18 protein-coding genes are annotated in these 24,830 nt (G+C 46.3%); 1 reads left to right on the top strand and 17 read right to left on the bottom strand.

Features of this window, described 5'->3' with window-relative positions; translation table 11 throughout:
• Positions 1 to 8: 8 nt before the first annotated feature.
• Genes nuoK through CIK90_RS04390 form a run of 7 tightly spaced genes read right to left on the bottom strand, consistent with a single transcriptional unit; the run spans position 9 to position 5,145 of the window.
• Entirely contained in the window at positions 9 to 317 is a 309-nt protein-coding gene (nuoK, locus tag CIK90_RS04420) for an NADH-quinone oxidoreductase subunit NuoK (protein ID WP_094390705.1), read from the bottom strand.
• A 4-nt stretch (positions 318 to 321) separates the two neighbouring features.
• Entirely contained in the window at positions 322 to 852 is a 531-nt protein-coding gene (locus CIK90_RS04415; RefSeq protein WP_094390706.1) for an NADH-quinone oxidoreductase subunit J, read from the bottom strand.
• A gap of 5 nt (positions 853 to 857) precedes the next feature.
• A complete protein-coding gene (locus tag CIK90_RS04410; protein ID WP_094390707.1) occupies positions 858 to 1,403 on the bottom strand; it encodes a 4Fe-4S dicluster domain-containing protein in 546 nt (181 codons plus the stop codon).
• A 16-nt stretch (positions 1,404 to 1,419) separates the two neighbouring features.
• The gene (nuoH, locus tag CIK90_RS04405; RefSeq protein WP_094390708.1) at positions 1,420 to 2,508 is read right to left on the bottom strand and encodes an NADH-quinone oxidoreductase subunit NuoH; all 1,089 of its coding nucleotides are present in this window, start codon (positions 2,506 to 2,508) and stop codon (positions 1,420 to 1,422) included.
• 23 nt (positions 2,509 to 2,531) lie between these two features.
• Positions 2,532 to 4,097: an NADH-quinone oxidoreductase subunit C gene (locus tag CIK90_RS04400; RefSeq protein WP_094390709.1), complete on the bottom strand. Its 1,566-nt coding sequence runs from the start codon at positions 4,095 to 4,097 to the stop codon at positions 2,532 to 2,534.
• A complete protein-coding gene (locus CIK90_RS04395; RefSeq protein ID WP_094464442.1) occupies positions 4,094 to 4,804 on the bottom strand; it encodes an NADH-quinone oxidoreductase subunit B in 711 nt (236 codons plus the stop codon). Before CIK90_RS04395 ends, CIK90_RS04400 begins: the two co-directional genes overlap by 4 nt.
• Positions 4,795 to 5,145 (bottom strand): NADH-quinone oxidoreductase subunit A, encoded by a 351-nt coding sequence (locus CIK90_RS04390; RefSeq protein ID WP_094390711.1) that lies wholly within the window; start codon positions 5,143 to 5,145, stop codon positions 4,795 to 4,797. The genes CIK90_RS04395 and CIK90_RS04390 overlap by 10 nt, the downstream gene beginning before the upstream one ends.
• A gap of 386 nt (positions 5,146 to 5,531) precedes the next feature.
• Here CIK90_RS04390 and CIK90_RS04385 point away from each other — a divergent pair, with 386 nt between their 5' ends.
• Positions 5,532 to 6,974 (top strand): alkaline phosphatase, encoded by a 1,443-nt coding sequence (locus CIK90_RS04385; protein ID WP_094440445.1) that lies wholly within the window; start codon positions 5,532 to 5,534, stop codon positions 6,972 to 6,974.
• A 124-nt stretch (positions 6,975 to 7,098) separates the two neighbouring features.
• On the opposite strand, the gene CIK90_RS04380 is transcribed toward CIK90_RS04385, so the two are convergent.
• From CIK90_RS04380 to CIK90_RS04335, 10 genes are all read right to left on the bottom strand, one after another.
• On the bottom strand, positions 7,099 to 8,295 hold the full coding sequence (locus CIK90_RS04380) for an AGE family epimerase/isomerase (protein ID WP_094464441.1): 1,197 nt from the start codon (positions 8,293 to 8,295) through the stop codon (positions 7,099 to 7,101).
• Between the two features lie 2 nt (positions 8,296 to 8,297).
• A complete protein-coding gene (locus CIK90_RS04375) occupies positions 8,298 to 9,641 on the bottom strand; it encodes an MFS transporter (protein ID WP_094390714.1) in 1,344 nt (447 codons plus the stop codon).
• A 14-nt stretch (positions 9,642 to 9,655) separates the two neighbouring features.
• On the bottom strand, positions 9,656 to 10,825 hold the full coding sequence (locus CIK90_RS04370) for a glycosidase (protein ID WP_094390715.1): 1,170 nt from the start codon (positions 10,823 to 10,825) through the stop codon (positions 9,656 to 9,658).
• A 28-nt stretch (positions 10,826 to 10,853) separates the two neighbouring features.
• Positions 10,854 to 11,975, bottom strand: a complete 1,122-nt coding sequence (locus tag CIK90_RS04365; protein ID WP_094464440.1) for a glycoside hydrolase family 26 protein — start codon at positions 11,973 to 11,975, stop codon at positions 10,854 to 10,856.
• Complete coding sequence (locus CIK90_RS04360; protein WP_094464444.1) at positions 11,933 to 13,222, bottom strand: acetylxylan esterase; 1,290 nt, start codon at positions 13,220 to 13,222, stop codon at positions 11,933 to 11,935. The genes CIK90_RS04365 and CIK90_RS04360 overlap by 43 nt, the downstream gene beginning before the upstream one ends.
• 44 nt (positions 13,223 to 13,266) lie before the next feature.
• The gene (locus CIK90_RS04355) at positions 13,267 to 14,694 is read right to left on the bottom strand and encodes a glycosyl hydrolase (RefSeq protein ID WP_144007223.1); all 1,428 of its coding nucleotides are present in this window, start codon (positions 14,692 to 14,694) and stop codon (positions 13,267 to 13,269) included.
• A 978-nt stretch (positions 14,695 to 15,672) separates the two neighbouring features.
• Positions 15,673 to 18,111, bottom strand: a complete 2,439-nt coding sequence (locus CIK90_RS04350) for a hypothetical protein (protein ID WP_094464439.1) — start codon at positions 18,109 to 18,111, stop codon at positions 15,673 to 15,675.
• 24 nt (positions 18,112 to 18,135) lie between these two features.
• Positions 18,136 to 19,458, bottom strand: a complete 1,323-nt coding sequence (locus tag CIK90_RS04345) for a glycan-binding surface protein (protein ID WP_094390718.1) — start codon at positions 19,456 to 19,458, stop codon at positions 18,136 to 18,138.
• 40 nt (positions 19,459 to 19,498) lie between these two features.
• Positions 19,499 to 21,271, bottom strand: a complete 1,773-nt coding sequence (locus CIK90_RS04340) for a RagB/SusD family nutrient uptake outer membrane protein (protein WP_094435786.1) — start codon at positions 21,269 to 21,271, stop codon at positions 19,499 to 19,501.
• 22 nt (positions 21,272 to 21,293) lie between these two features.
• The gene (locus tag CIK90_RS04335; RefSeq protein WP_094464438.1) at positions 21,294 to 24,578 is read right to left on the bottom strand and encodes a TonB-dependent receptor; all 3,285 of its coding nucleotides are present in this window, start codon (positions 24,576 to 24,578) and stop codon (positions 21,294 to 21,296) included.
• Positions 24,579 to 24,830: the final 252 nt, after the last annotated feature.

Here is a 24,830-nt window from a genome sequence, read left to right as displayed (position 1 = left end):
CTTCTTAATTACCATTTCATGTTTTTGATACTTTCAACGCTGTCGCTCTTGAAACGGCGATAGACATTGATGATGATTGCAATCGCAACGGCAGACTCGGCTGCACTTACACCGATAGAGAAGAGTGTCATAAACATACCCTCCATGCTATCAGGATAGAGCATACGGTTGAATGCTGCGAAATTGATATCGACCGCATTGAGCACCAACTCAATAGAGATGAGCATGGCAATCAGATTGCGACGGGTCACAAAACCAAATACACCGATAAAGAAAAGCAGTGCACTCAGGATGAAATAAAATTCTACTGGTACCATAGTCTTAGTCCTCCTTTCTTGATACTACCAATGCACCGATAATACATGCCAACAGGAACAGGGAGATGAACTCGAAGGGGAGTACATACTGATACTTGCCGGCACCTACCAGTGCATGACCGATTTCACGCATGGGAACTTCCTGATCGGGAGTTACCGTACCAATATAACGCGACATGCCGCGCAACATATCATTCTTAAGGAATACCAGCACTACAGTTGCCAAGCCCACAACGCTCAACAAGGCACCCATCACTACACGGCTGCCCTTGAGACGCTCTACCATACCCTGAAGGGTACGTTTGCTAACCAACTGGATGGCGAAGACATAAATCATCGTCACGCCACCAGCATAAACTGAAATCTGTGCTGCTCCCAGGAATGTATAGTCGAGCAGGAAATAAAGACCTGCTACGCCAAAGAGCACAAACAACATAAAGGTTGCGGCTCTCATGATTCGCTTCGTCGTCACACACATCACGGCAGAGCCGAGAATGACGACAGCGAGAATGCAAAACATTACTAAATTAGCCATTGTCTTTACTTCGTTTTAGTGTTAAACTTACCGATAGTCATGCTGGCACCACCTTCCAAGAGGTTGGGCAGAGAACCACCCTGATATACCTCCTTGTCAAGGTGGAGTACCAGACTCTTACGGTCGAATACGGCATTCTCGAAATCGTTGACAAACTCGATAGCATCGAAGTTACAAGCATTGGTACACAACTGGCAGAACATGCAGTCACCAAGGTCGTAGCGATAGTCATCGAGTACCTTTTTCTTCTTGCCGGTCTCGGGATCTTCCTGCATGTGAGAAGTGATCTTAATCGTGCCATTAGGGCAGGTTTTCTCACACAATGTGCAGGCCGTACATTTATAAGTTCCGTCTTCGTTACGCTTGAAGACGAGGCGTCCACGGTGGCGCTTTGCCACGTGGAGCGTAGTTTTACGGTTCTCGGGATACTGCTCCGTAGATTTGTTGGTAAAGAAGTCCTTGAAATATTCCTTCCAAGTAATCTTCATACCAGTCAGGAGCGTCTTTACTCCATGTCCGAGTTCTCCGAAATATGATTGGTTATTTTCCATTTCTATTCTTTACACCTTATTTAATATACCATCCGAGTGCCACCACGATAGTCATCAGCACAAGGTTGATGAGGGCCAGCGGCATGAGATATTTCCATTCAAGTTTCAGAATCTGGTCGATACGCAGACGTGGGAAGGTCCACTTAATCCACATCAGAATCCATACCAAGGCAAAAGCTTTACCCATGAACCATACGATACCAGGGATATAGTTCATCACCTGATCGAATGCTGCTACACCAATATTAACAGGAGCCCATCCACCAAGGAATACGGTGGCGGCAATACCAGCAATGATAAACAGATTAAGGAACTCTGCCAGATAGAAGAAACCAAAGCCCATACCAGAATACTCAGTATGGTGACCAGCGGTCAGCTCACTCTCAGCCTCTGCCATATCGAACGGACCACGGTTGGCCTCAGCGTTACCGGCAATGAGGAATACGAAGAAAGCGATGAGCGCAGGAATGTGGCCCTGGAAAATCAACCAACGCCAAGGTCCTGTCTGAGCCTCAACGATGCCAGAAATCTGCATCGTTCCTGTCAGGATGACAGCTGTAATCAGACAGAGGCACAATGACATCTCATAAGAAATCATCTGTACGGCACCACGCATAGCAGATACCACAGAATACTTATTGTTGGAACTCCATCCTGCAAGGAAGATACCTACCACACCGATAGAAGAAATGGCAGTCAACAGGAATACGCCCACATTGAAGTCGAGCACCGTTGCACCATTGTTCCATGGCAGGAACGAAAAAGCACCTACTGAACCGATAATAACCAGCAGCGGAGCCACGGCATAAAGCAGTTTGTCGGCTTTATCTACAAAGAAAATTTCTTTGATAAGCATCTTCAGTACGTCGGCAAACACCTGCATCAGTCCCCAATAGCCCACACGCATCGGACCAAGACGGCACTGGAAGTAGGCACACACCTTACGTTCCATGAAAATCAGCGCAATGGCAATCAGCGCATATCCTACAAGGATTCCCGCACCAATCAGCACGCACTCTATCAATATCGACCAGAAGTCGCCCAGTCCCAAAGTGACACGAAGCAACTGGTCTATCCAGTTTGTTATTATTGAAAAGTCAAACATGATATTTTACGTTCTTTTGTTGTTTAACGGTCAATGTCGGGAATCACAAAGTCGATGGCAGCACCGGTTGCCACAAGGTCGGCAATCTTCTGACCACGAAGCATCGGATCAAGCGCACCGGTAAGCGAAAGTCCCATAGGACGCATCTTCAAGCGGTAAGGACTCTTGTCGCCACGTGAATCGAGATAGACACCAAACTCACCGCTGGCTCCCTCAACAGAGAAATACCACTGTCCTTCGGGTACCTTGATGATGGGTTTCTGCTTCACATAGAAGTCACCGGCAGGAATATTGTCGATGAGTTGCTCAATAATGCGCAGACTCTGATACATTTCCTGAATGTGACAGGTATAGCGGTCCATTGTATCGCAACCAGTCATAATAATCTGATCCCATTCAACCTTATCGTACATATCATACGGATGGTTCTTACGTACGTCGTTCTTCCAACCAGAAGCGCGACCAGCAGGACCAGTTACTGCATAGCTGATACAATTTTCGAGATCCATCGGACCAACTTTCTCAAAACGATTGTGAGTAATGATATTGTCACCAAACACATCAACATACTCCTGAATCATTGGTTTGAGATACTTCACGAGCGCCTTCACATTCTCCACGAAGTTGGGATCGATATCATCCTGCAGACCACCGATGCGGTAGTAGTTCTGGATGAGGCGTCCACCAGTGGTTTCCTCCATGCAGTTGAGCACATGCTCACGATCGCGCATAGAATAGAGGAAGGCAGTCAATGCACCCATGTCCTGTGCACAGCATCCCACATACAGCAAGTGTGAGTCAAGACGCTGCAACTCGTCCATGATGGTACGGATATACTTGATACGGTCGGTCAGTTCGACACCCATACCCTCTTCTATCACTCCTACCAGCGCATGACGATGCATCATTGCAGAAAGATAGTTCAGACGGTCAGTCAGTGCGAGCGACTGTGGATAAGTATAGCTTTCACACATCTTCTCAATACCGCGGTGGATATAACCCAAGTGAGGATATACACGCTTCACGGTCTCACCATCAACCACGGTCTGCAAGCGAAGCACACCATGGGTAGAAGGGTGCTGAGGACCGATGTTGATGACATAATCGTCGTCGGTAAAGAGTTTATTCTGCTTCGAACAGAGATGACCATCCTTGTCGAGCCAGTATTCCATACCATAGTCCGGCTCTTTATCGTCTTCAAGCACATAGTCATCGTTAAACTTCCAATCCTTGCGGAAGGGATGTCCTTTGAAGTCATTGCGGAGGAAGAGACGACGCATATCGGGATGACCGAGGAAGAGGATACCGAAGAAGTCATAGACCTCGCGTTCCAACAGATCGGCAACGTGCCAGATATTGGTCACAGTAGGAATCACACTCTCACCGTCAACCACCTTAGCAAGCATTTTCACGCTGCAACGCTCATGGCTGTCGGTATTTTCGAGAATATAGACACAGCCAAGGCCTTCTTCAGCACCGAAGTCCTCACCAACAATAGTTACAAGATAATCAAAGTGTTTCTTGTCCTTCAAGTTCTGCATCTCTGAGGCGAACTTGTCGAAATCGAATACTAAATGCTCAAGTTTCATGCGTTCTCCTCCTTCTCTTTCTTCATTTTTTCTACAAACTCCTGAGGCACATCGGTCACCACAATAGGTTCACGGCGATGATCACCCAGACGGCGTGCAACGAGTTCCTCGTTTGAAACACCCAGTTCGCGCTCAGCCTCCGACTGTTTGTGGTTCGCACCACCGAAGAACTTCTCGATTTTCACCTTACGCTGCAACTGCATCATACCATACATGATAGCCTCTGGACGTGGAGGACAACCAGGAATAAACACATCCACTGGTACAATTTCCTCAATACCCTTCACCACATGATAGCTTGACTTGAAAGGACCACCGCTAATGGCACATCCTCCGACAGCTATCACATATTTTGGTTCAGCCATTTCATCGTACAGACGCTTCAAGGCTGGAGCCATCTTGTGGGTAATAGTACCGGCACACATGATCAAGTCGGCCTGACGGGGTGAGTTACGTGTCACCTCAAAGCCGAAGCGTGCGAAGTCGTAGCGTGAGCATCCACATGCCATAAACTCGATACCACAGCATGATGTAGCAAAAGTCAATGACCAGAGTGAGTTAGAGCGTCCCCAGTTGATCAACTGGTCGAGCGAACCTGTCACAACATTGACACCGCCTTCGTGCAGATCGTCAATAAGTTTCTCCAGTGTGGCATTGTCTTTGAATTCCTCGTAAGGAATACTCTTGATTTTCGGCTTTATTTCCATTCAAGAGCTCCTTTCTTCCAGGCATATGCCAGCCCGAACACTAATACAACCAAGAAGAAGCCGATGCTCAACAATGCTGCAACACCCATCTCCTTCACTACTACTGCCCATGGATAGAGGAAAACAGTTTCCACATCAAACATGAGGAAGAGGATGGCAAACAGATAGAAGCCTACACTAACCGGCAACCAAGAAGAACCATGAGTAGGAATACCACACTCATAGGGCTCGCCTTTTACCTTGTTGTAGCTTCGCGGACCAAGAAGTTTGGCCATCACATACGCTGCCACCACCAATGTAATAGCCGTCACGAGGACGGTAATTAACAAAGTAAAGTTCATAAAAGTTATAATATTATAATATCGATTTTGCTTAGCGCTTGCAAAGGTACTAACTTTAATCGAAACCACGAAACATTTTAGCATCGTTTTCTCGCTTTTTTCGTGCTTTTTCAAATAAGATACAGCCCGCACATTCACATTTCACATCACAAAGGATAAAATGCCACATTTACCGACCGCCAACTATCAAAGTGTAAAGCATCATCTACAACACGCCACCACATTTTCTATTATCTGCTTACATTTTGCTTTCTCGCATAATTCAAGGTGGCACTACTTTAATTTTAGTTAATTTATGGTAGAAAAATAGGCAACGTCTTTGTTTTTTGAATAATAATTTAGTAATTTCGCAGTCGAAAAACAAAAATTCCAAAAACAAAAGAAATATGAAAAGAATCCTAACTCTAATGCTGATGCTGGCAATGGTTATAACCATTTCAGCAGAGAAAAAAGCCAAGTACGTGTTCTATTTTATCACAGACGGAACAGGTGTAAATACTGTGCTCGGTGCCGAGATGTATAATGCCGAAATGCAAGGCCGTATCGGTCGTGTACCATTCTGCATGACATCATTTCCCATCGTAGGTGTAGCCTCTACATATTCTAACAATAGTGGAGTAACCGACTCTGCTGCTTCCGGTTCAGCTCTCGCCACAGGCGTGAAGACCGAGAATGGTGCTCTTGGTATGCGTCCCGACCTCAAGACACCCGTTACCTCTCTTGCCGTATGGGCAAAAGAAGCAGGAATGAAGGTTGGTGTGGCATCAAGTGTTACCATAAACCATGCTACGCCCGCAGCATTCTATGCCCATCAGCCCAAGCGCTCATTGTCCTATGACATTGCCAAGGATATGATTGCTACCGACCTCGATTTCTATGGCGGTTCAGCTGTTGAAAAGGCAGAAGATCCCAAGAATCATCCTGGTGCTCCCTGCATTTATAAAGAGATGGAGAAAGCAGGATATGCTGTAGCTTTTGGTATGGCAGACTATCAGAAAAAAGCCAAGAAAGCCAAGAAGATGTTGCTTGTTCAGGATCCAAAGCACCTAAATCCTGCCTCAGACATATACTCTCTCCCCTACGCTATTGATGTTAAAGACGGCGAGATGACCATCGAAGACATTCTCCGCGCAGAAATTGAATTTCTGATGCGCGACAATAAGAACGGTTTCTTCTTGATGAATGAAATTGGCGGCAAGGTCGATTGGGCATGTCACGGACATGATGGCGCCACAGCATTTGCCGAGGTTGGTGCTGTAGATCGTTGCATCAAGATTGCCTATGAATTCTACAAGCAGCATCCCGACGAGACACTTATCGTGCTCACCGCAGACCACGAAACTGGCGGTTTAGTACTTGCCAACAACGGTCTCTATGCTTTGAACCTCAAAGCTCTGGGCAACCAAAAAGTAAGTATCGACGGATTCACACAGATTCTCCGCAATCTCCGCAAGCAGACTTCCAATAAAGTAACATGGGAACAAGCCAAGCAAGCTCTGACCGACAACTTCGGTTTCTGGACTGCATTGGAACTCACTAAGGACGAAGAGGCATCTCTCCAAAAGGTATGGCATGAATCTTTCGAAGGCAAGACAGAGGATGTGAAGAACGAATACACAGCCAATGAACCCCTTGCTGAAGAAGCCAGACACATCATCAACACCAAAGCTCTGATCTCATGGAGTACAAACGGTCACTCTGCAGGTCTCGTTCCTGTATATGCTATCGGTGTAGGTTCTGAGCAGTTCATGGGTCACAACGATAATGCCCAGATTCCTGTCAAGATTGCCAAGGCAGCTGGATACAATATTCCAGGATATCTGAAATAAGAGAAAATCACTTATCAGACTCCACCAATTGCAGAGTCGATAGATGATTGAAATACAATTCCCCAAACAACAATCCCAAGTGTCAAGCACTTGGGATTGTTAGTTAATGCAACCTAAAATAATATCAAACCGAACGTTCGATGATTTCGAGACACATACGGCTATTGTGATAAGGACACTTCCAGAATCCGGCTTTGTCATCATCCAGATTCAAAGTACCATCTTTACGACGGCTCCAGTGCCACTCGCCATTTTCATTGTCTATAAGGTTCTCCTTAATATATGTCCAACAGTGTTGTGCTTTCTGCAAAGCAGACTCGTCACCGAAATACTGATAGATATTAAAGAAACCTACCACTGCTTCAGCCTGTACCCACCAATGGAGGTCGCTATCCACATAGCCAGTGTCGAGATTAGCTTCATGAACCATAGAACCATCGGCATTAAGTCCTTTCTCTGAAGCTTTCGCCACCATTTCAACGATGGGCTCCACCTTCTTCAATACTTCAGCATCACCCAATACAAGGGCTGCCTCATGAATAAGCCATGAGCATTCGATATCATGTCCATAACTCTCCAATGCTCCTGCACCTCGTTTCCAATCCATATCGAAGAAAAGATCGAGATGATGAGTTTCAGGATTGAGGATACGGTCTGTGAAGATATCTATCAGATTATGCAGAGAAGCCTTCAGCTCATCTGATTTCCATACGCGGTACAGATTGGTATAGGGTTCGATGATATGGAGATGGGTATTCTGCGACTTAGGATAGTTGGCATCAAGTTCCGACAAACGCATATCGGCAATCGGTTGCCAATCGCGTGTCATAGCCTCAATATAACCATTATATTCATGGTCGAGAGCATGTTCCTCAATGCATCGGTAGAGATCAATTGCCACTTTCAATGCCTCTGCATCACCTGTTGCACGTGCATACTCCGACATGCCGTAGATAGCAAACCCAATGGCATAAAACTGTTTCTTGGTATCAAGAGGTTTGCCGTTGCAGTCAAGACTCCAATATACGCCACCATATTCAGGATCAATAAAATGATCGATGATATAATGCTTAGCGCGACTGGCAGCCTCTAAATATGTTTTATCACCCAACACACGATAGGCAGCAGAGAATGCCCATAGGATACGAGCATTAAGGATAGCCCCTTTCTCGGCATCGGCATGCAAATGTTCATGTCCGTCGATACGTCCATAGAATCCGCCATGCTCTTGGTCCACCATCTTGTCGAGCCAGAAGCGCAAGATGTTCTTCTGTAGAACATCCTGCATTTCTGTTTTCATTGTAGATACAATATTACTCATCGTTATTTCTTAATTGGGAATTTATACGCCAACAGCATCAGCAGCAAGGCGATTGCTGCGGGGAACAGAGAGAATAGCGACCATACCATTGTCAGCACCGAATCGGTAACAGAAGCTGGATCGATAATCGTATTGCCAAAATCGTCTGTAATCATATTGGCACCTGCCCAACCAAGCAACAGGGCAATCAGCGAACCAGAGATAGCCGTACCAAACTTCTGCGACATAGTACCTGACGAGAATATCAGTCCTGTAGCCGAGGTTCCAAAGTGTTCTGTATGATAGTCCGCCACATCGGCATACATAGACCAAAGCAATGGTGAATAGATACCGATACCCATTGAAGTAAGGATCACCAGACCAACCATCACGCTGATATATGCAGGATCCATTGGTATGAAGAAGAATGCTACCGATGTAACCAGGCAGAATACCGCAGCCCAGAAGAATGCCATACGTTTTGATCCAACTTTCTTGGCAAACCAAGGAGCCACGCCACCGAATACCATACAGGTAACTTCACCGAATGCCATGAATACTGTGAAGTTGATAATCAGGTTATCGATGGTCACATTGCCATGCAGACAGTAGTCAAACATATATCCAGCTACTGCGTAACGGAATCCGTTGAAGAAGTTGGTACAAACAGCCATGGCAGTCATGTAGAGCCATGCCTTGTTGCGAACAAGGTCACCAAACTGTCCAAACGAGAATTTTTCAGCTCTTACTGGTTTCAGACGCTCTTTAGTAAGCAGTCCGCATGCCAGCGTCATGATGGCAGCAACTGCACCCAGTACAGCGCCAGTCACGGCATACTGATGTGCTACACTACCTCCAATCCATTTCTGGAGATAGGGAAACGAGAGCAGGGTGGCAAATCCCATGGCATACGCCCCAATCATGCGATAGGCAGAGAATTGGTTTTTCTCGTTGTCATCTTCTGTCATCACACCCAGCAACGATCCGTACGGTACATTGACCATGGTATAGATCGCCATCATCAGCAGATAGAGGGTATAAGCATAGATGCGCTTACCCATATCTCCGAAATCAGGTGTAAAGAGCAGCAAGGCGAACACCAGTCCGAACGGAATAGCTCCGAAGATGAGCCAAGGGCGATAGGTGCCCCATCGTGACTGTGTTCTGTCAGCAAGACTTCCCATCAAGGGGTCTGTTACGACATCGAACATACGCGCTACGAGCATCAGCACAGCGGCATCAGCAAACGACAAGCCAAACACATTGGTAAAGAACAACGGAAAGGCGATAGACATCACTTTCCATACTATGCCACCTGCAGCGGCATCACCCAGCGCATAAGCAATTTTTTCCTTAACACTTGCCATAAATAATAAGGTGTTTATTTGTTCAACGACTTGTTTTTAGCCACCAGTTTTTTGATGGTTTCCACACTAAACTGTGTGCGGTATCCGTCAGCAGGTGTGTTCATGCAGTAATCCACCAAGCGATCGATGGTAGAAGTAGCCACATGCATGCGAGTATCGGAAGAAGCATAGTAGATGAACACTTTGCCATCTTCGTCGGCTATCCAACCATTGGTAAACACAACGTTCATCACGTCGCCGATATATTCCTCACCCTGTGGTACGAGCAGATATCCGCCTGGTTCTGCAATGACCTTTGTAGGATCTTCCAACGAAGTCATATACATATAGAGCACATAGCGCAGGCCGCTTGCACATCCACGTACACCATGGGCAAGATGCAACCATCCTTTATCGGTCTTGATGGGATGAGGACCTTCACCGTTCTTCACCTCCTGAATGGTGTGATAGTGGCGTGCGTTGATAATCTTCTCTTCTTTGATTTCTGCATGGGTGATGTCATCAACAAGTGCCCAACCGATGCCACCGCCTGAACCGGTATCGATGAATCCATCCTGCGGACGGGTGTAGAAAGCGTATTTACCCTCTACAAATTCCGGATGAAGCACCACATTACGCTGCTGGCTCTTGGTTTTCAAGTCTGGCAGACGTTCCCAGTTGATCAGATCTTTGGTACGTGCGATGGCAGCCGTAGCAGTAGCAGCGCTAAGGTCGCCGGGCTGAGCATCATCGTGACGCTCGGCACAGAATACGCCATATATCCATCCATCCTCATGGGCGGTAAGACGCATATCGTAGATATTGGTAGCGGGAATCACATCTTCAGGCATCGTGATAGGCTCATCCCAGAAGCGGAAGTTATCCACACCATTGGGACTTTCTGCCACAGCGAAGAAACTCTTGCGGTCTGCACCTTCCACGCGAACTACCAACAGATACTTGCCATTCCATTTGATGGCACCAGAATTGAGGGTAGCATTCATCATGATGCGCTGCATCAGATAGGGGTTATCCTTTTCGTTAAAGTCATAACGCCACTCCAACGGAGTATGTTCTGCAGTAAGAATAGGATTCTTCCAACGGTCATAGATACCGTTACCCCACTCTTCCATTTCATTTTTCTTGGTCAGCAGCGCCTCATGATGAGCACGCAGAACCTTTACTTTTTCGTCAAAATTGCTCATTTTGTTTTGATGATTTATTGTTTTATTATTATTTAATTTTCTTAATATCTTTCAGAAAGAGCGTATTCTCAGCCTCATAGAGTTTCTTAAAATCCTGTGCACAAGGCAACGAGGGAGACGGTCCGAAATATTCTTCCTTATAGTTGCGCCAAAGCAAGAAGTAACTGATGGGATAGCGATCCATTACAGGTTTCAACACGCGCGTCCACCAAGTTGCATCAGGCATATTCTTCAGTCCACACTCAGTCATGGCAAGCAGTTTACCGTTGCGCTTAGCAAAGTCGCTGAGGAAATTGAGGTCGGCTGTAACCTGGCTTACGAAGTCGGCTTCTGTCCCCCATTGGTAAGCATCTTCACCAATCAGCGTCACTCTATCATTACCGGGATAACGCTGCAGGAATCGTTCTTCGGTCCATCCACCATCAAGGTTTGGCGAATAGCTCCACAACAGATTGTCAAGTCCTCGACCGTTGAGATAGTCTTGCAACATATTCCAAAGTTGGCGATATTCGGTATCGGTACAGAGTTTCTGTCCCCACCAGAACCATGATCCGTTATTTTCATGCCATGGGCGGAAGATGATGGGTACGGGTTTTCCCTTCTTGGTCTTCAGGCTGACGAGGAAATCGCCTACGCGCTGCATCCATGTTTGGAATTTAGCATGACACTTTCCACCTGGCAATATGTTCTTTACTACCGTAGAGTCAGTAACATCCCATGCTGTTCCTCCCGTAAGTGGGTTGCGTGGGTGCCAACTGATGGTAACAATACCTCCACGTTCGTAGTGAGCAATGAGTTCATCGTGTATACGAGTAAAAGGCACACTATCGAGATTTTTCTTGTCGTCCATCTCTATGCCTCCGAGATCAAATCCCATCAAGGCAGGATAGTCGCCTACGGTTTCAAGCACATCACTTCGGTTTTGTTCCCATTCCCATGTCACTCCATAGAAGGGATCATCCTGATGTGCCATCATGTAACCTTTGGGTTGCAAGAGGCGCAACCGCTGTTCCAGTTGTTTGCCGCCATCAATTGTCTTCTTTGCCATGATTTGTAGTGGGCAACCTGCCAACATCAAGGCAGCCATGGCTATCATTGTCATCATCTTCATGGTTTGATATTCATTTGAGTGAGCAACCAGTTTTCCCATTCATCCCATTGTTCCTGATACCAGAAATGGGCTGTCTGCTGATAAGGCGTGATAGACTTCGGACCTTTCACTATATTATAGGTCGCCCATGCTGTAGTGGGTGGCACTACATCATCATTATATCCAAAGGAGAACCATCCGGTTTGTGCATTGGTGATGCGGCGTGCGAAGTTCACTCCGTCGTAATAGCGTGAAGTCTCGATTTGTTTCTCCATTCCCTTGCCTTTGTTCCAATAGAAATAGTGGGGCCATCCGCATGCCACGCCTTTCAGCGAAGCGGTATGGTCGCAAAGTGCTGCATGCACGGGAGCGTAGAATGTGATGCGGCAATCGAGTCCGGCTGTTGCCAGCGTGAGGAATCCGCCCTGGCTTGAACCAGTCACACCCAGTTCTTTGCCGTTCCATGGTGTGTATTGTTCGATATAGTCGAGTGCACGAATACATCCCAACACCACATGTTTATAGTAGCTCTTATCGCGATTGTCCATGCCAAATTCCCAATATCCGTTGAGTGCACCCTGTCCGAGGTCGTCATAAACAGACTGCTGCATGGTAACGGGAATGCCATGAATACCTATTTCGAGCGTCACGGCACCTTTCGATGCAGTATAGATGTCGCCACCATAGGGGCGCACACCTGCACCAGGCACACGGAGCAAAGCGGGATACTTACCCGGCTTTACGGGTTCGCAGAGGATGCCATAAGTGCGTGATCCCCAGCGCACATTCTGGAAGCTCACTTCATAGACGTTAACGTCTTTGGTGCAACGTTCTGGCAATAGGCGCTTGGTAGGATTGAGGTCTGTATGGCGTGCTTCGCTAATGGCATTCTGCCAGAACTGGTCGAAATCGGCAGGATTGACCGTTGTAGGTTTCAACTGTTCGGGTGAGAAGGCTGCTGCACATGCTCCTTTATATTCCTTACCTCCGATAGTGGTCTTCACATCCACGCGGTAGAATCCGGGTTTGCTCATCTTGCCCTTCACGGTCAAGGTACCGTCTTTAAGCACTACGGCGGTTTTCTTCACATCTTGATACATCTCCGGCCCTGCCTCATAGTCGATAACCGCTCCGGCAAGGGGTGTTGCCGATTTGGTAACAGAGATACGGAAAGTTGCGGTCTCTCCTACTTTGTAGGTCCAATCCTGATGATCGGGCACTACGTTGACCTGGATATTGTAGCCTCTGATTTGGGCTGCCACAGGCAGCACGCAGACAGTAGCCAGCAATAGCAGGAGTGTCTTCATAAAATGTTTCATGTTCTTAGTATTTGGACTTTTGTTGTATTATCTTAATGGTTCGTGGGGAGTGTCACGACATTACTGTCGCTCATAGCGCTCTTCCACCAAGCATCGCTACACATGGTGTCTGTAGAACCTTGCTTGCCTTGGTACCACACCATGAAATGTCCCCATTTGGCTCCGGCAGTCCAGCAGTTGCCGATATTTCCCTGCTCGCCATTATCACTCTTACCACATTCACCCAGCACAATCATCTTGGTAGGATAGGCAGCTTGCAGTTCTGTAAACTCCTGTTTGTTTTTCTCTACACTATAGCCATAGAGATCGCGTGCCACCATATCTACATATTGGTCGCCGGGATACCAGTCGTTATCTTGGTTGAACTTTGTGGCGTCGCCGTTAAAGTTTTGTGAGGTCCATATCCAGATTAGGTTTTTCACTCCTTTCTGTTTGAAATAGTCGAACATAGCAATCCAGAGTTTTTTATAGTTGGCAGATCCTTCTGCACCCCACCAGAACCAGGCTTTGCCCCAGCTGGCACCAGATTTCAAGGTAGCATTTCCTGCACCTTCATGGAATGGGCGCCATGTCGCAGCAATTCCTGCATCTTGCAGTTTCAACAAGACAGCCGCCACTTTATCCATTTCTTGATAGAACCACTTGTTTTCCCACGTGCCTTCTTTCAGCGCATTAGAGGCTTTGAACGTGGTTTTTGTAGGATCACAAGTCACACCAGAACCATCCATCTTGACTTCTGTATTCTCACTTGTAGGCACATTGAAATGCCACATCAACTGAACAATACCGCCTTTGTCTGCCCAATTCTTCACGGGAGTAATGTCGTTATAATTAATCCATCCGTTACTACCCTGATTAGGCACATAGATATGGATAAAGTCGAAACAGTTCATGGCGGGATATTTACCTGTCAGCGCCTTGACCTTATCGGCAATTTTTGTATTCCAGTTCACATCAGCCATCACACTACTAATCACCTTTTTGCCATACAGACCCAGGAAATAATCATAGAGATCTTTTACCTGTTGGGTTTGTCCTGCCACGAGAGTCTTTGTGATGTTGACTGCGGGAGTTTTGTAGGTTGTGAAACTGAAACTGTAGGCTGCAGTAGTATTTTTCACCAATCCGGCAGGAATGGTTATAGCTACAGTAGTGCCCTCATCGGGGCAATTAGCTTTGATAGTGAGTGTACGTGCAGAACTCTTCAGACTCTTTACCGTACCGCCGGCAATCTGTACTTTGGCAACATCAGTAGAAGTCAGCGTGATGTTCTGGTCATATTTCACATCGATAGTCACATCACCCACAGCAATATCTTTTGCACCATTTGCAGGTGTGACCGATACCACATTAGGAACTGTTGGTTGATTACCACCACCGACATCATTAGGATCGTCACCACCACATCCCACTGCCAATACAGCAGCAGCAAGCATCATTAGAAGTTTTGAAATTTTCATGATTTATATTCTCGTTTTATGTATTTCGTAATATTCGACTGCAAAGTTAGTGGTTTTTTCTGAAATAGACCGATACTTTAATGACTAACTCGCGTACTATTACTTTTATCTTTCAGATTACACAATTCAACCTTGTTATCAACTGAATTTAAGTCCCATTCTTCACATGCCTCATCCCGAATCCATCCCGAAAGCATCCCGAAGAAAAAGTATCATTACACCTATTATTTTTCAGATTTATGAAGTGGTAGAGAAATAGCGTCTGAACTCAAATCGCATACAGGAATTTTAGTTTTCAAAAAAATTCGACCACACGACCACAGACCTGTGCATCGCGCTGTTGGTCAGTATTTTAAGTGGTGGTCGAAGCTATTTATATCGACCACCCTTCGACCACCGCCAAAATTTGTCGAATTTTACATCTCAGCCCAATATGCGTATTGTCAGATATCTCCAAACCTTTGGCAAAAGTATTGTCCAACGTTAGGCAAAAGTATTGCCCAACGTTTGGCAAAAATGTTTTCAAACGTTTGGCAAAAGTGTTTTCAAACGTTTGACAAAGGTCTTTTCAACGTTTGATAAAGGTGTTATCCAACGTTTGATAAAAGTATCATCTAACGTTTGATAAAGGTGTTATACAACGTTTGATAAAGGTATTATCCAATATTTGATAAAGGTTTTTGCAATATTGCATAATAGTTCTTATCTGCTAACGTAAAACAAACGGGGAACAGTAGGAACTTTGGCTTACATCGTAAACAGGTGTTTGCAATAGATTTACGGTGGTCGATGGGTGGTCGATACAAACGCCTTCGACCACCACTTAAAATACTGACCAACAGCGCGATGCACAGGTCTGTGGTCGAGTGGTCGAAATTTCACGAAAACTAAAATTTCTGTACGCGAATACCTCAAAATCAAGAAGAGGCGCAACCTCGTCGGATGCGCCTCAATTCTTTATAATCAATTACTTAGAGTTTACTCAATAGTAATCATCGTAATCTTCACGTTGTCACCATTGGCAATGAACGTACCGCCCCAATTCTGCTTCGTGTATGCAGCATCAAGCATTGCCTGCGTGAGTGTGAACGAAACCTTACCGCCATTGGCTGCGAGATCCCATGCTGTGTACTTTCCATTATCGTCGTTGCCAGGATTAGAGAATCTTGCATAGTTACTTCCCCAGTGACCTTCAAAGATTTCAAGCTGCCATTTGGTATCGGTTGGAGTAATGTAGAAGTTGATGGTCTGACCAACAGAAGCATCAGCATCCTTCAACTCAGCACCTCCATCAGAGAGGAGATTAGGCTGGTTGCCCCAATCGTCGGCAATGGCCTCACCTGTCCACAAAGTTGTTTCCACAGAGATATGCTCTACAAGAGCCACCTTGGTAAGGATGAAGCCAGCACCGCAGATAACAAGACCTTGATTTTTATCAGACAGTTTGTCTATCATAGCCTGTGTGAGTACAAGACGATATTCCTTGGCATCATTAGGCATTTTGATGTTACCATCTTTGTCAGAGCCATCCAGTTCTTTGGTACCAGGCAGAGCACCCCAACCATCACCACAAGCAAAGCGCATCTGACAGTAGCCAATAGCTGGATCTACACCAAATGTCACAACGAGTTCGGTTCCTGGAGTTACCTGACTCCAATCATAACCACCCCATGACAAGGCAGTAAAGCCATTTGCCCAGTTACCAGAAGAGTGTGCACCGGTCCAGATCACTGTAGTAATCTCGGTATTGGGGATGAAGTCAATCTTATAAGTAATCTCGCCATTTGAAGAAATAAGGCGAACACTTGTACCCTTCTTAGCATTATCAGGAGCACCAACAGTCAACGTGTTACCGCTTACAATGAACTGGCAAGCTTTTCCTGCGATTTCCACACCTGTAAGCTTGTCGCCATTGGCAATTGGCAAGGTGAAGGTCTGACCTGCATGGAGCTCAGCGTCAGCACCAGGGAGTTCTGTTGCATAACAGAATACAGCCTCGTTTACAGTAAGTGCAGGAGCATTTACAGTAACACCATTGGCAAGTTTCATCACAGGAGTACCAGTCTTGGCTTCCATAGGAAGTTTGATGCTCAGAGTAGTACCATCAGCAGAAACGGCACCTTTCTCTACGGTTGCTACAGCACCACCGAAGTCAACGCTCTTCACGAGGTCAAGGTCGGTACCAGTAATCTGGATAGTAGAACCAGCACTTGCAGGATTAGCATTATAGCCTGTTGCGGTTGGCTTAACGAGAGTGAATTCAACTTCTACTTTCTGACCATTTGCCATCACGAGGCGGAGCTTGCCTTCGGTAGCTGTTTCAGGAACGGCTGTCACAACAACCTTATCGGCAGCTACGCTGATAGCTTCGCCAGACAGAGCGTCAGCATTGTCAAACTCTACTGCTGTTACCAGATCCATATCCTTACCAGAGATGGTCAGCGCAGCACCAGCCTTTACAGGAGCAGGAGCAGCTACACAGTCAGAAGGCTTAACAGTTTCAACCATAGCAGCAGGTACCTCTACGTCTGATTTGCAGACGAGATCGATAGCGCCATCGGGAGCTTCAGCAGGCAGCACGAACGAGAGGCTCTTGCCATCTTCAGCAATAGTGAATTCGGTAATCTCGACACCACCAACCTTAACGGCTTTGATCAGCTGCATATAGTCACCAGTAACGGTTACGGTTTCACCAGCCTTGGCAGTAATAGTACCTTCAGCATCAACCTCGTTGCGTCCCTTTACCTTAGCAACGGTAGGAGTACCAACGATGAGACGGTCGTCGCTCAATACAATCTGATAGTCGAGTTTTGCAGCATCGCCCACGGTAAGGTCGGCGGTGTAGAACTGCAGTTTACCAGTCTTGGCATCCTCAGGAACCTTCACCTTGATGGTGTAGCGGTCGTGCTGAAGGAAGTCTTTTTCGCTGACAACCACGTTGTCGGCAAAAGCCATAGAGTGGATGAGGTTGAGATAACCATCCTCGTCACCCTTGATTTCAATCACATCGCCAGGCATTGCCGATGGAGTGATGCTCTTGATAACGATACCCTCAGTATAGGTCAGTGTAGATTTGGTAGTAATCTCCTGGTCGTTGTTTGCCACAAGTACTACATTACCTACCTCAGGACCATCGTGAGGAACGGTTACACGAATTTCACTGGGAACACCGGCCTTCACCACTTCGATAGTGGTAATAGCATCAACACCAGGAATGCGCACTTCGCGAATCTGGTCGAGGTTGCTACCGATGAAGCGCAACTGACCGCCACGCATCACAGGAGAAGGACCGAAAGCATTGAGCGACACACCACCTTGATACTGGTTGGTGTCTAAATCGTCGTTGCTGCACGCTGCCAGTGACAGCCCCATAAGGGCCATCACCAACAGGGTGAATATGTTATTGATCTTTTTCATAATATCCTTTTAGTTATTGATGTGTTATTTGTTAGGAACCACACGGAGGTTGTCGTAACGGAAGATCGGGGTACACTTCGTGCCCTGAACACCACCGTTGATAGGCCACATGATGAAGCTATCGAAACTTGAGATGCTCATTGGAGACGGAGCTTTGGTACCATCGTCGTTATAAACGAACTCGGTGAGAGGAATAGTTACTGTGATCCACTCATCGCCAGTATCGAACGAACCGGTTGACTTCCAAGGATTGTAGAGTGCACGAGGCAGGTCCTTACCACCATCAGCAGAAGTATGGATGTAAGTATTGTTCTGCCAAGAGTCGTTAGCACAGAGCTTATTGTTCACAAAGAGAATCTGGAGTGCACCGGCAGACCAAGGATTGCTTGATGGGATGTAAAGCTCAAACTTGAACGACATATTCTCCCAGTCAGAGAAGTCGATGATGTTGCGCAGAGGCACACCGGCACCTTCCTTGATGCTCATAGGATCTCCGTTCCAGTTACCACACCAGAATGGGAGTTTCAATCCTTCAACCCATCCACCTTCTGTTTCAACAGGACCTAACTGACAGTAAGCACCGCTAATACCACCTTCGGTAGAGTATTTAGCATCAATATTCCATCCCTGAGGTATAACACCCTTAGGACCTGCATTGTTAGGACCGTCAAAGTCGGTAATGATGTTACGGCTGTCAGCATAATAGAATGATGAATTTCCTTCACCGTAAATGGTAGAAACCTTGATGCGACCTTCTTTTGCTCCCTCTGGAACGATGAATGAGATAGAAGACTGAGTAATCTTCTTGATATTCTCACGAGGAACTTCAAGATTCATTGAGTTGTCGATACCTGTGAAGGTCAGAGTCAGTGGCTGGTTGGGGTCATCTACAAAGTACTGACCGTTGATCTGAGCCAATTCACCTACGTGAACATATTCACACTTCATTGAAGTTACAGCAGGTTCTGGCACCATCACCTTGAAATCGTATGTAGTGGTATCCTGACTCTTGTTGACCATATAGATCTTACCAGTGTTGCTGGCAGGAATCTGGTTTGGAATAGTTACCAACATGGTATGGTCTGTGATATAACTGGTGTTGAGCACAGCCTTCACATCATTGAAATACATTTCCTTGATGCTGGTCAGGTTGTTACCGACAATACAGATACCCGAACCGGTGTATGCCGAAGTCAGCAAAGAGTCCTTTGCGGCAACATCCTGTGGGCGGATATAACTGATCGTAGGATTACCATCGGTCAGTTCGAATTTATCTGGCTCATCTTCACAAGCGGTGAAACCCAAACCCAGGGTCACAACGCCAATTGCAAGGAGAAACCGTTTCATATTTCTTTTCATAATATCTTTCTGTTTCTTAAATTACACATTAATAAGAATAGGTTGCACGGATGTCAACATGTACACTTGGAGAACCAGTAGCCAAATTCGGGTTCAGAGCAACGTCCTCTGATGGGAATGGCAGTGTGAAGCTGTTGGCTGTCACATTGGGAACTTCTGTATCATAGTCATATTCAACCTGTCCGTCGGTAGTGGTGAGGTTCCATGTACCAGACTTGTAGTATGCCTTATACAAAGGATCGCAGTTCCAGAGACGGTTACGGTGCTGAGCCTTAAGTTCGGCAATACAGCTGTTTACATCATAGTATGCACGACGTACGAAATCATACCAACGGTCGCCTTCACCAGCAAACTCCAGACGACGCTCCTTCCAGATCATGTCGAAGTTGAGCGAAGTAACGGCAACGGCAGTAGGAATAGCACGCTGATGAACAGCATTGAAAGCATCAAGAGCTGATTGCTCACTGCCACGACCCAGCAGCGTCATAGCCTCAGCGTGGATGAGATATACATCAGAGAGGCGGAGAATATGGGTTGCAAGAGCTGATGCCATACGTCCGTCGGCAATACCCATTTCAGCCTGGTGGTCTGCTGCATCACCGTAGAGATGCTTCACGTTGTTAGAACCGCAAGGACCTTCGAGCTGCTCTGTTGCAGAAGCATTGTATGACTTGTCATAGATGAATTTAAGATAGTCGAAACCACCCTTGTCGCGCCAGAAATAAGCGTACTTATCGCCAGCAATCATCATGGTAGCCTTACGACGGGTGTCGATATCGGCACGGCTTGCCGGGCTCTGCCACTCTACCAGACGAGAATCCTTGCCTGTGCCATCAATCTTGATGACACCGAAAGCTTCCATCAGGTCGGTAGAAGGACCACCCCAGCCTCCCCATACAGAACCAACCTCACACATGCCTTCGATACCAAGGTCAGATTGCAATGTGTTCTGGCTAGTCCAGTGTGCACCAACAGTCCAACGCCAAGCAATCAAGCTTTCAGGGCAAGTGTTGTTGGAACCACGGAAGATGTCTTCATAGTTGTCCATGAGTTTACGACCGGAGTTATCGATCACGTCTTTTGCATAGTCTGCAGCTTTCTGCAAGTCTTCGTTGTTGAGCGAACCACTCACACCAGCCTTGGTCAGATAAACCTTTGACAGAAGACCTTCTGCGCAGTAGTAGTCGATACGACCTGGATCAGATGATTTGGGCAACAGCTCCATAGCCTTCTCCAAAGTAAGGATGATATACTCATAGACGTCAGCTTTCTCCACTTTCGACAATTCATTGTATTTGCCAGATGCCAACATGGCAGAGTTGTCGTGAATGATGGGGACATCGCCGAAGGTACGAACGAGGTAGAAGTAAGCCATGGCTTTCCATGTCAGACACTCTCCCATGCACTGGTTCTTTACTTCCTGTGAAGCAGAGGCACCTTTCAGAGACTCATATACTGTTGAGCAGTGACCAATCTCAGCCCACAGTGAATATGACATATTGACGAGGTCCTGGTCAGTACCGTTTACTGAGAAGTTGAGGTAAGGAGAATTTCCCCAGTACATATTGCCAGAGAACACCTCACCCACCTTGATGAAACCACGTTGGAAGTCATACCAGGGAGAGTTGTAGAGATAGTTCACACCAGCAATACATGCTTTATCAGAACCATAGAAGTTCTCGGTGTTGTAGTTATCCTCCGTAGGACGATCGAGGAAGTCCTCACAAGAGGTTGTCAGGAACGATGCGGTGATCAAAGCACCGATTCCCAAAACATTTTTCAAAGATATATTAAAATTCATATTGTGTTCTGTTTAGGAGTTATCAGAATGAAACATTAAGACCGAAGGTCCATGATGTTGGTGAAGGATAACGACCATTATCAAGACCAAACACATTGGCACTGGTAGTAGAAGCACCAACTTCAGGATCGTAACCGTCGTAACCGGTGATAGTGAAGAGGTTGGTAGCAGAGATAGTGGCACGAACGTTTTCGAGTCCAATCTTACCTACGAGTTTCTTATCGAAGGTATAGCTGAGGCTGATGTTCTTCAGGCGAAGGTATGAACCGTCCTGAATGAAGCGTGAGCTCCAAGCGTCGTTGTCGTTCGGGTCGTTGATAGAAGCACGTGGGTAACCACCGTTTCCTGTAGCAACCACATTAGCAATGTTGTTGTACCAACCATCGGCATAAACGCCATCGGCAGGAGTCAGACGAACACGACCGTTGACGTCGGTCAGCTGGTTGGTCCATGCAGAGTTCATGTGAGTAAGCTTCATCTTGTTGTAGTTACCGACCTTGTTGCCTACAGAACCATTGATGAATACGGTCAGATCCCACTGCTTGTAGTGGAATGTGTTGTTCCAACCAAAGGTGAAGTCGGGCAGCGGAGAACCGATATTTGTCTTATCCTTTTCGTCGATAACACCGTCACCGTTCACATCTTTATATTTAATATCACCTACGAATGTGGTGTTGCGTGAGTTATACTTGGTAGGATCGGTGCTCCATTCAGCCTTGGTCACATTACCGTTTTCGTCACGTTCTACAGTAACAGGGTTGTTTGACTGCAGGGTGTTAACAGGTGAGTTGAGCAAATCTTCAAACGAAGTATAAACGCCTTCAACCTCATAACCATAGAAGTTGTAGAGTGATTCGCCAACTACTGAACGTGCAACGACGTCAGTCCACTGTCCATAACCAAGGAGAGCGGTTGAGTTAGAGAGACTCTTCAGTTTGTTCTTGTTGAAAGAAATCTGGAAGTCTGAACCCCAAGAGAAGTTCTTGGTTTCGATAGGACGGGTATTGAGGGCGATTTCAAGACCTTTGTTCTCGATGTCACCATAGTTTCCGTAAGGTGCAGCAAGTGCTGAAGAACCGTTACCTGATGTTCCCATGAATGAAGGAAGAATCAGCTGCATCAGCATGTCTGAAGACTTCTTGTTATAATAATCGACAACGAGGTTGACGCGGTTGTTGAAGAAACCGAGGTCAAGACCGATGTTCCACTGTTCCTGAGTTTCCCATTTGATGTCCAAGTTCTTGATGTTAGCAGGACGATAGCTGGTACCGAGACCTGTTTCCATTACTGACATGGCAGATCCCCATTTGTAACCACCGATATTTGAGTTACCGGTCTGACCCCAACCGAGACGGAGCTTACCATTGGACAGCCATTTCACATCCTTCATAAACTTCTCGTTGGTGAAGCGCCATGCAGTAGCCAAAGAGTGGAAGCCTGCCCAACGCTTGTTAGGACCGAAGTTTGAAGAACCGTCGTAACGATAGGTGTAAGTAGCGAGGTAACGGTCATCGTAGTTATAGGTTTCACGAGTGAAGAATGAAGCCATGGCAGTAGAACCGAATCCGCTACCAATCTGAGGATCACCTGTACCAAGAGATGGATTGTGTACTACATCGCTGGGAAGAGCGGTGTTGAATACAGATAGGTAGTCATACTTCGACTCCCATGCTTCCTGACCGACCATGGCGGTGAAGCTATGTTTGCCGATAGAACCATTATAGGTCAGATAGTTCTTGAAGGTCCAGTAGGTGTTGGAGTTCTTCTGTGAACGTGCCTCGTTCTGCTCTACGTTGTAGTTTCCGAGATGCATAGTGGGGTTGAAAGTCTCACCATGAGTCCATCCGAGATCCCAACCAAATTCAGTATGCCAGGTCACGTTCTTAATAGGTGTTACATCGAAGAAGATGTTACCATTCAGTTTCTGACGTTTCAAAGTAATATCGTTGAGCAGCGCCATAGCGATTGGGTTGGGGCTGGTGAATCCCTCTTTGCTCACTGATGAGTATCCGCCATCGATATTATAAATCTGAATATCAGGAGGTGTGGTCAGCGAATACATGATAATACCCTCTTCACCGTCAGCTTTCAACAGATCTTCATCGGTCTGGCTGTAGGCAACGTTAACACCCATCTTCAACCATGTCTTCAGCTGGGCGTCGATATTGGCACGAAGTGAAATACGCTTAAAGTCAGAACCGATGATAGTTCCTTCCTGGTTCATGTAACCAGCGCTGACATAGTACTTCATCTTATCAGTACCACCCTGAGCACCAATCTGATGCTGGTGCTGGAAAGCAGTGCGGAACACAGCATCCTGCCAGTTGGTACCCTTACCGAGTACTGAAGGATCAGAATATGCAGGGTCTGCCTTTGTGATTTCTCCCTGAGCAACAAGGTCGTTGTAATACTCTGCAAACTCGCGGAGGTTCATCATGTCAAGGCGTTTGGTCTGACGTGACCATGTGGTAGAACCATCATAGGTGAACTTTGCTTCACCGGCCTTACCACGCTTGGTTGTGATGAGCACAACACCGTTGGCACCTTGGGCACCATAGATGGCGGTTGCAGAAGCATCCTTCAACACTTCCATGCTTACGATATCGCTGGGGTTGATGGTTGACAATGGAGAAATAGTTGAAACCGAACCGTTACCGAGCTTATCGCCCAATCCGTAGTCGGCACCAGACTGACCTCCTGACTGGAAGATCACACCGTCAACAACATATAGAGGTTCTGCACCGGCGTTGATGGTAGCTTGACCACGCACGCGAATAGAAGAGGCAGAACCAGGAGCACCTGAAGTCTGTACGGCGGTCACACCAGTAACACGACCGGCAAAAGCCTGGTCGATATTGGTAACATTTGCATTCTTAAGTGCTTTTTCGTCCATGGTAAACGAAGCACCGGCAAGATCGCTTTTCTTCATCGTACCGTAACCAACGACTACGACTTCATCAAGCATTTTTTTGTCTTCCTCCAGCGTAATGCTATAAGAGGTTTTGCTGTCAACCTTCACTTCCTTGGTAATGTAACCGATGTAGGAAATGACGAGGGTCTGACCTGGGTTAACGTTGAGTGAGAATTTACCGTCGAAATCGGTAGCAACACCATTCGATGTGCCTTTCACCACTACACTTGCACCAATCACAGGACCCATAGCATCGCTAACAGTACCCGTGATCTTCTTGGACTGTTGAACTGCCTGTACCGATGCTTCGGCATGAGCAGCCATAACTGGCGAATACGCGCCCAACAGTGAGCACGCACCCATCAACAGCGCAGTCTTTCTGATTTTTTGATTCATACTTTTAGGTATTTTCTTTAATAAAAATGAATTAACATCGTGTTAGTAAATTGTTGAGAATCATATTCTCTTGTCGTAGCCAAGTCCACCGGACCCGCATACGCTGGAGTATCATTTTGGTCTTTCTGCTGTAATTATTTTAGGACATTTAATATTTATTTTTTATTTCTTTAAGTTTTCAATGTACGGTGGTGATATCAAATCACGTTGCAAAATTAGCATATAAAAATGAGATTCGATAATATTATAATG

The organism is Prevotella sp. P5-126, assembly GCF_002251185.1.
GTDB lineage: Bacteria > Bacteroidota > Bacteroidia > Bacteroidales > Bacteroidaceae > Prevotella.
Note: the sequence above shows the minus strand (reverse complement) of the source record. Positions and strands in the feature narration are given on the sequence as shown.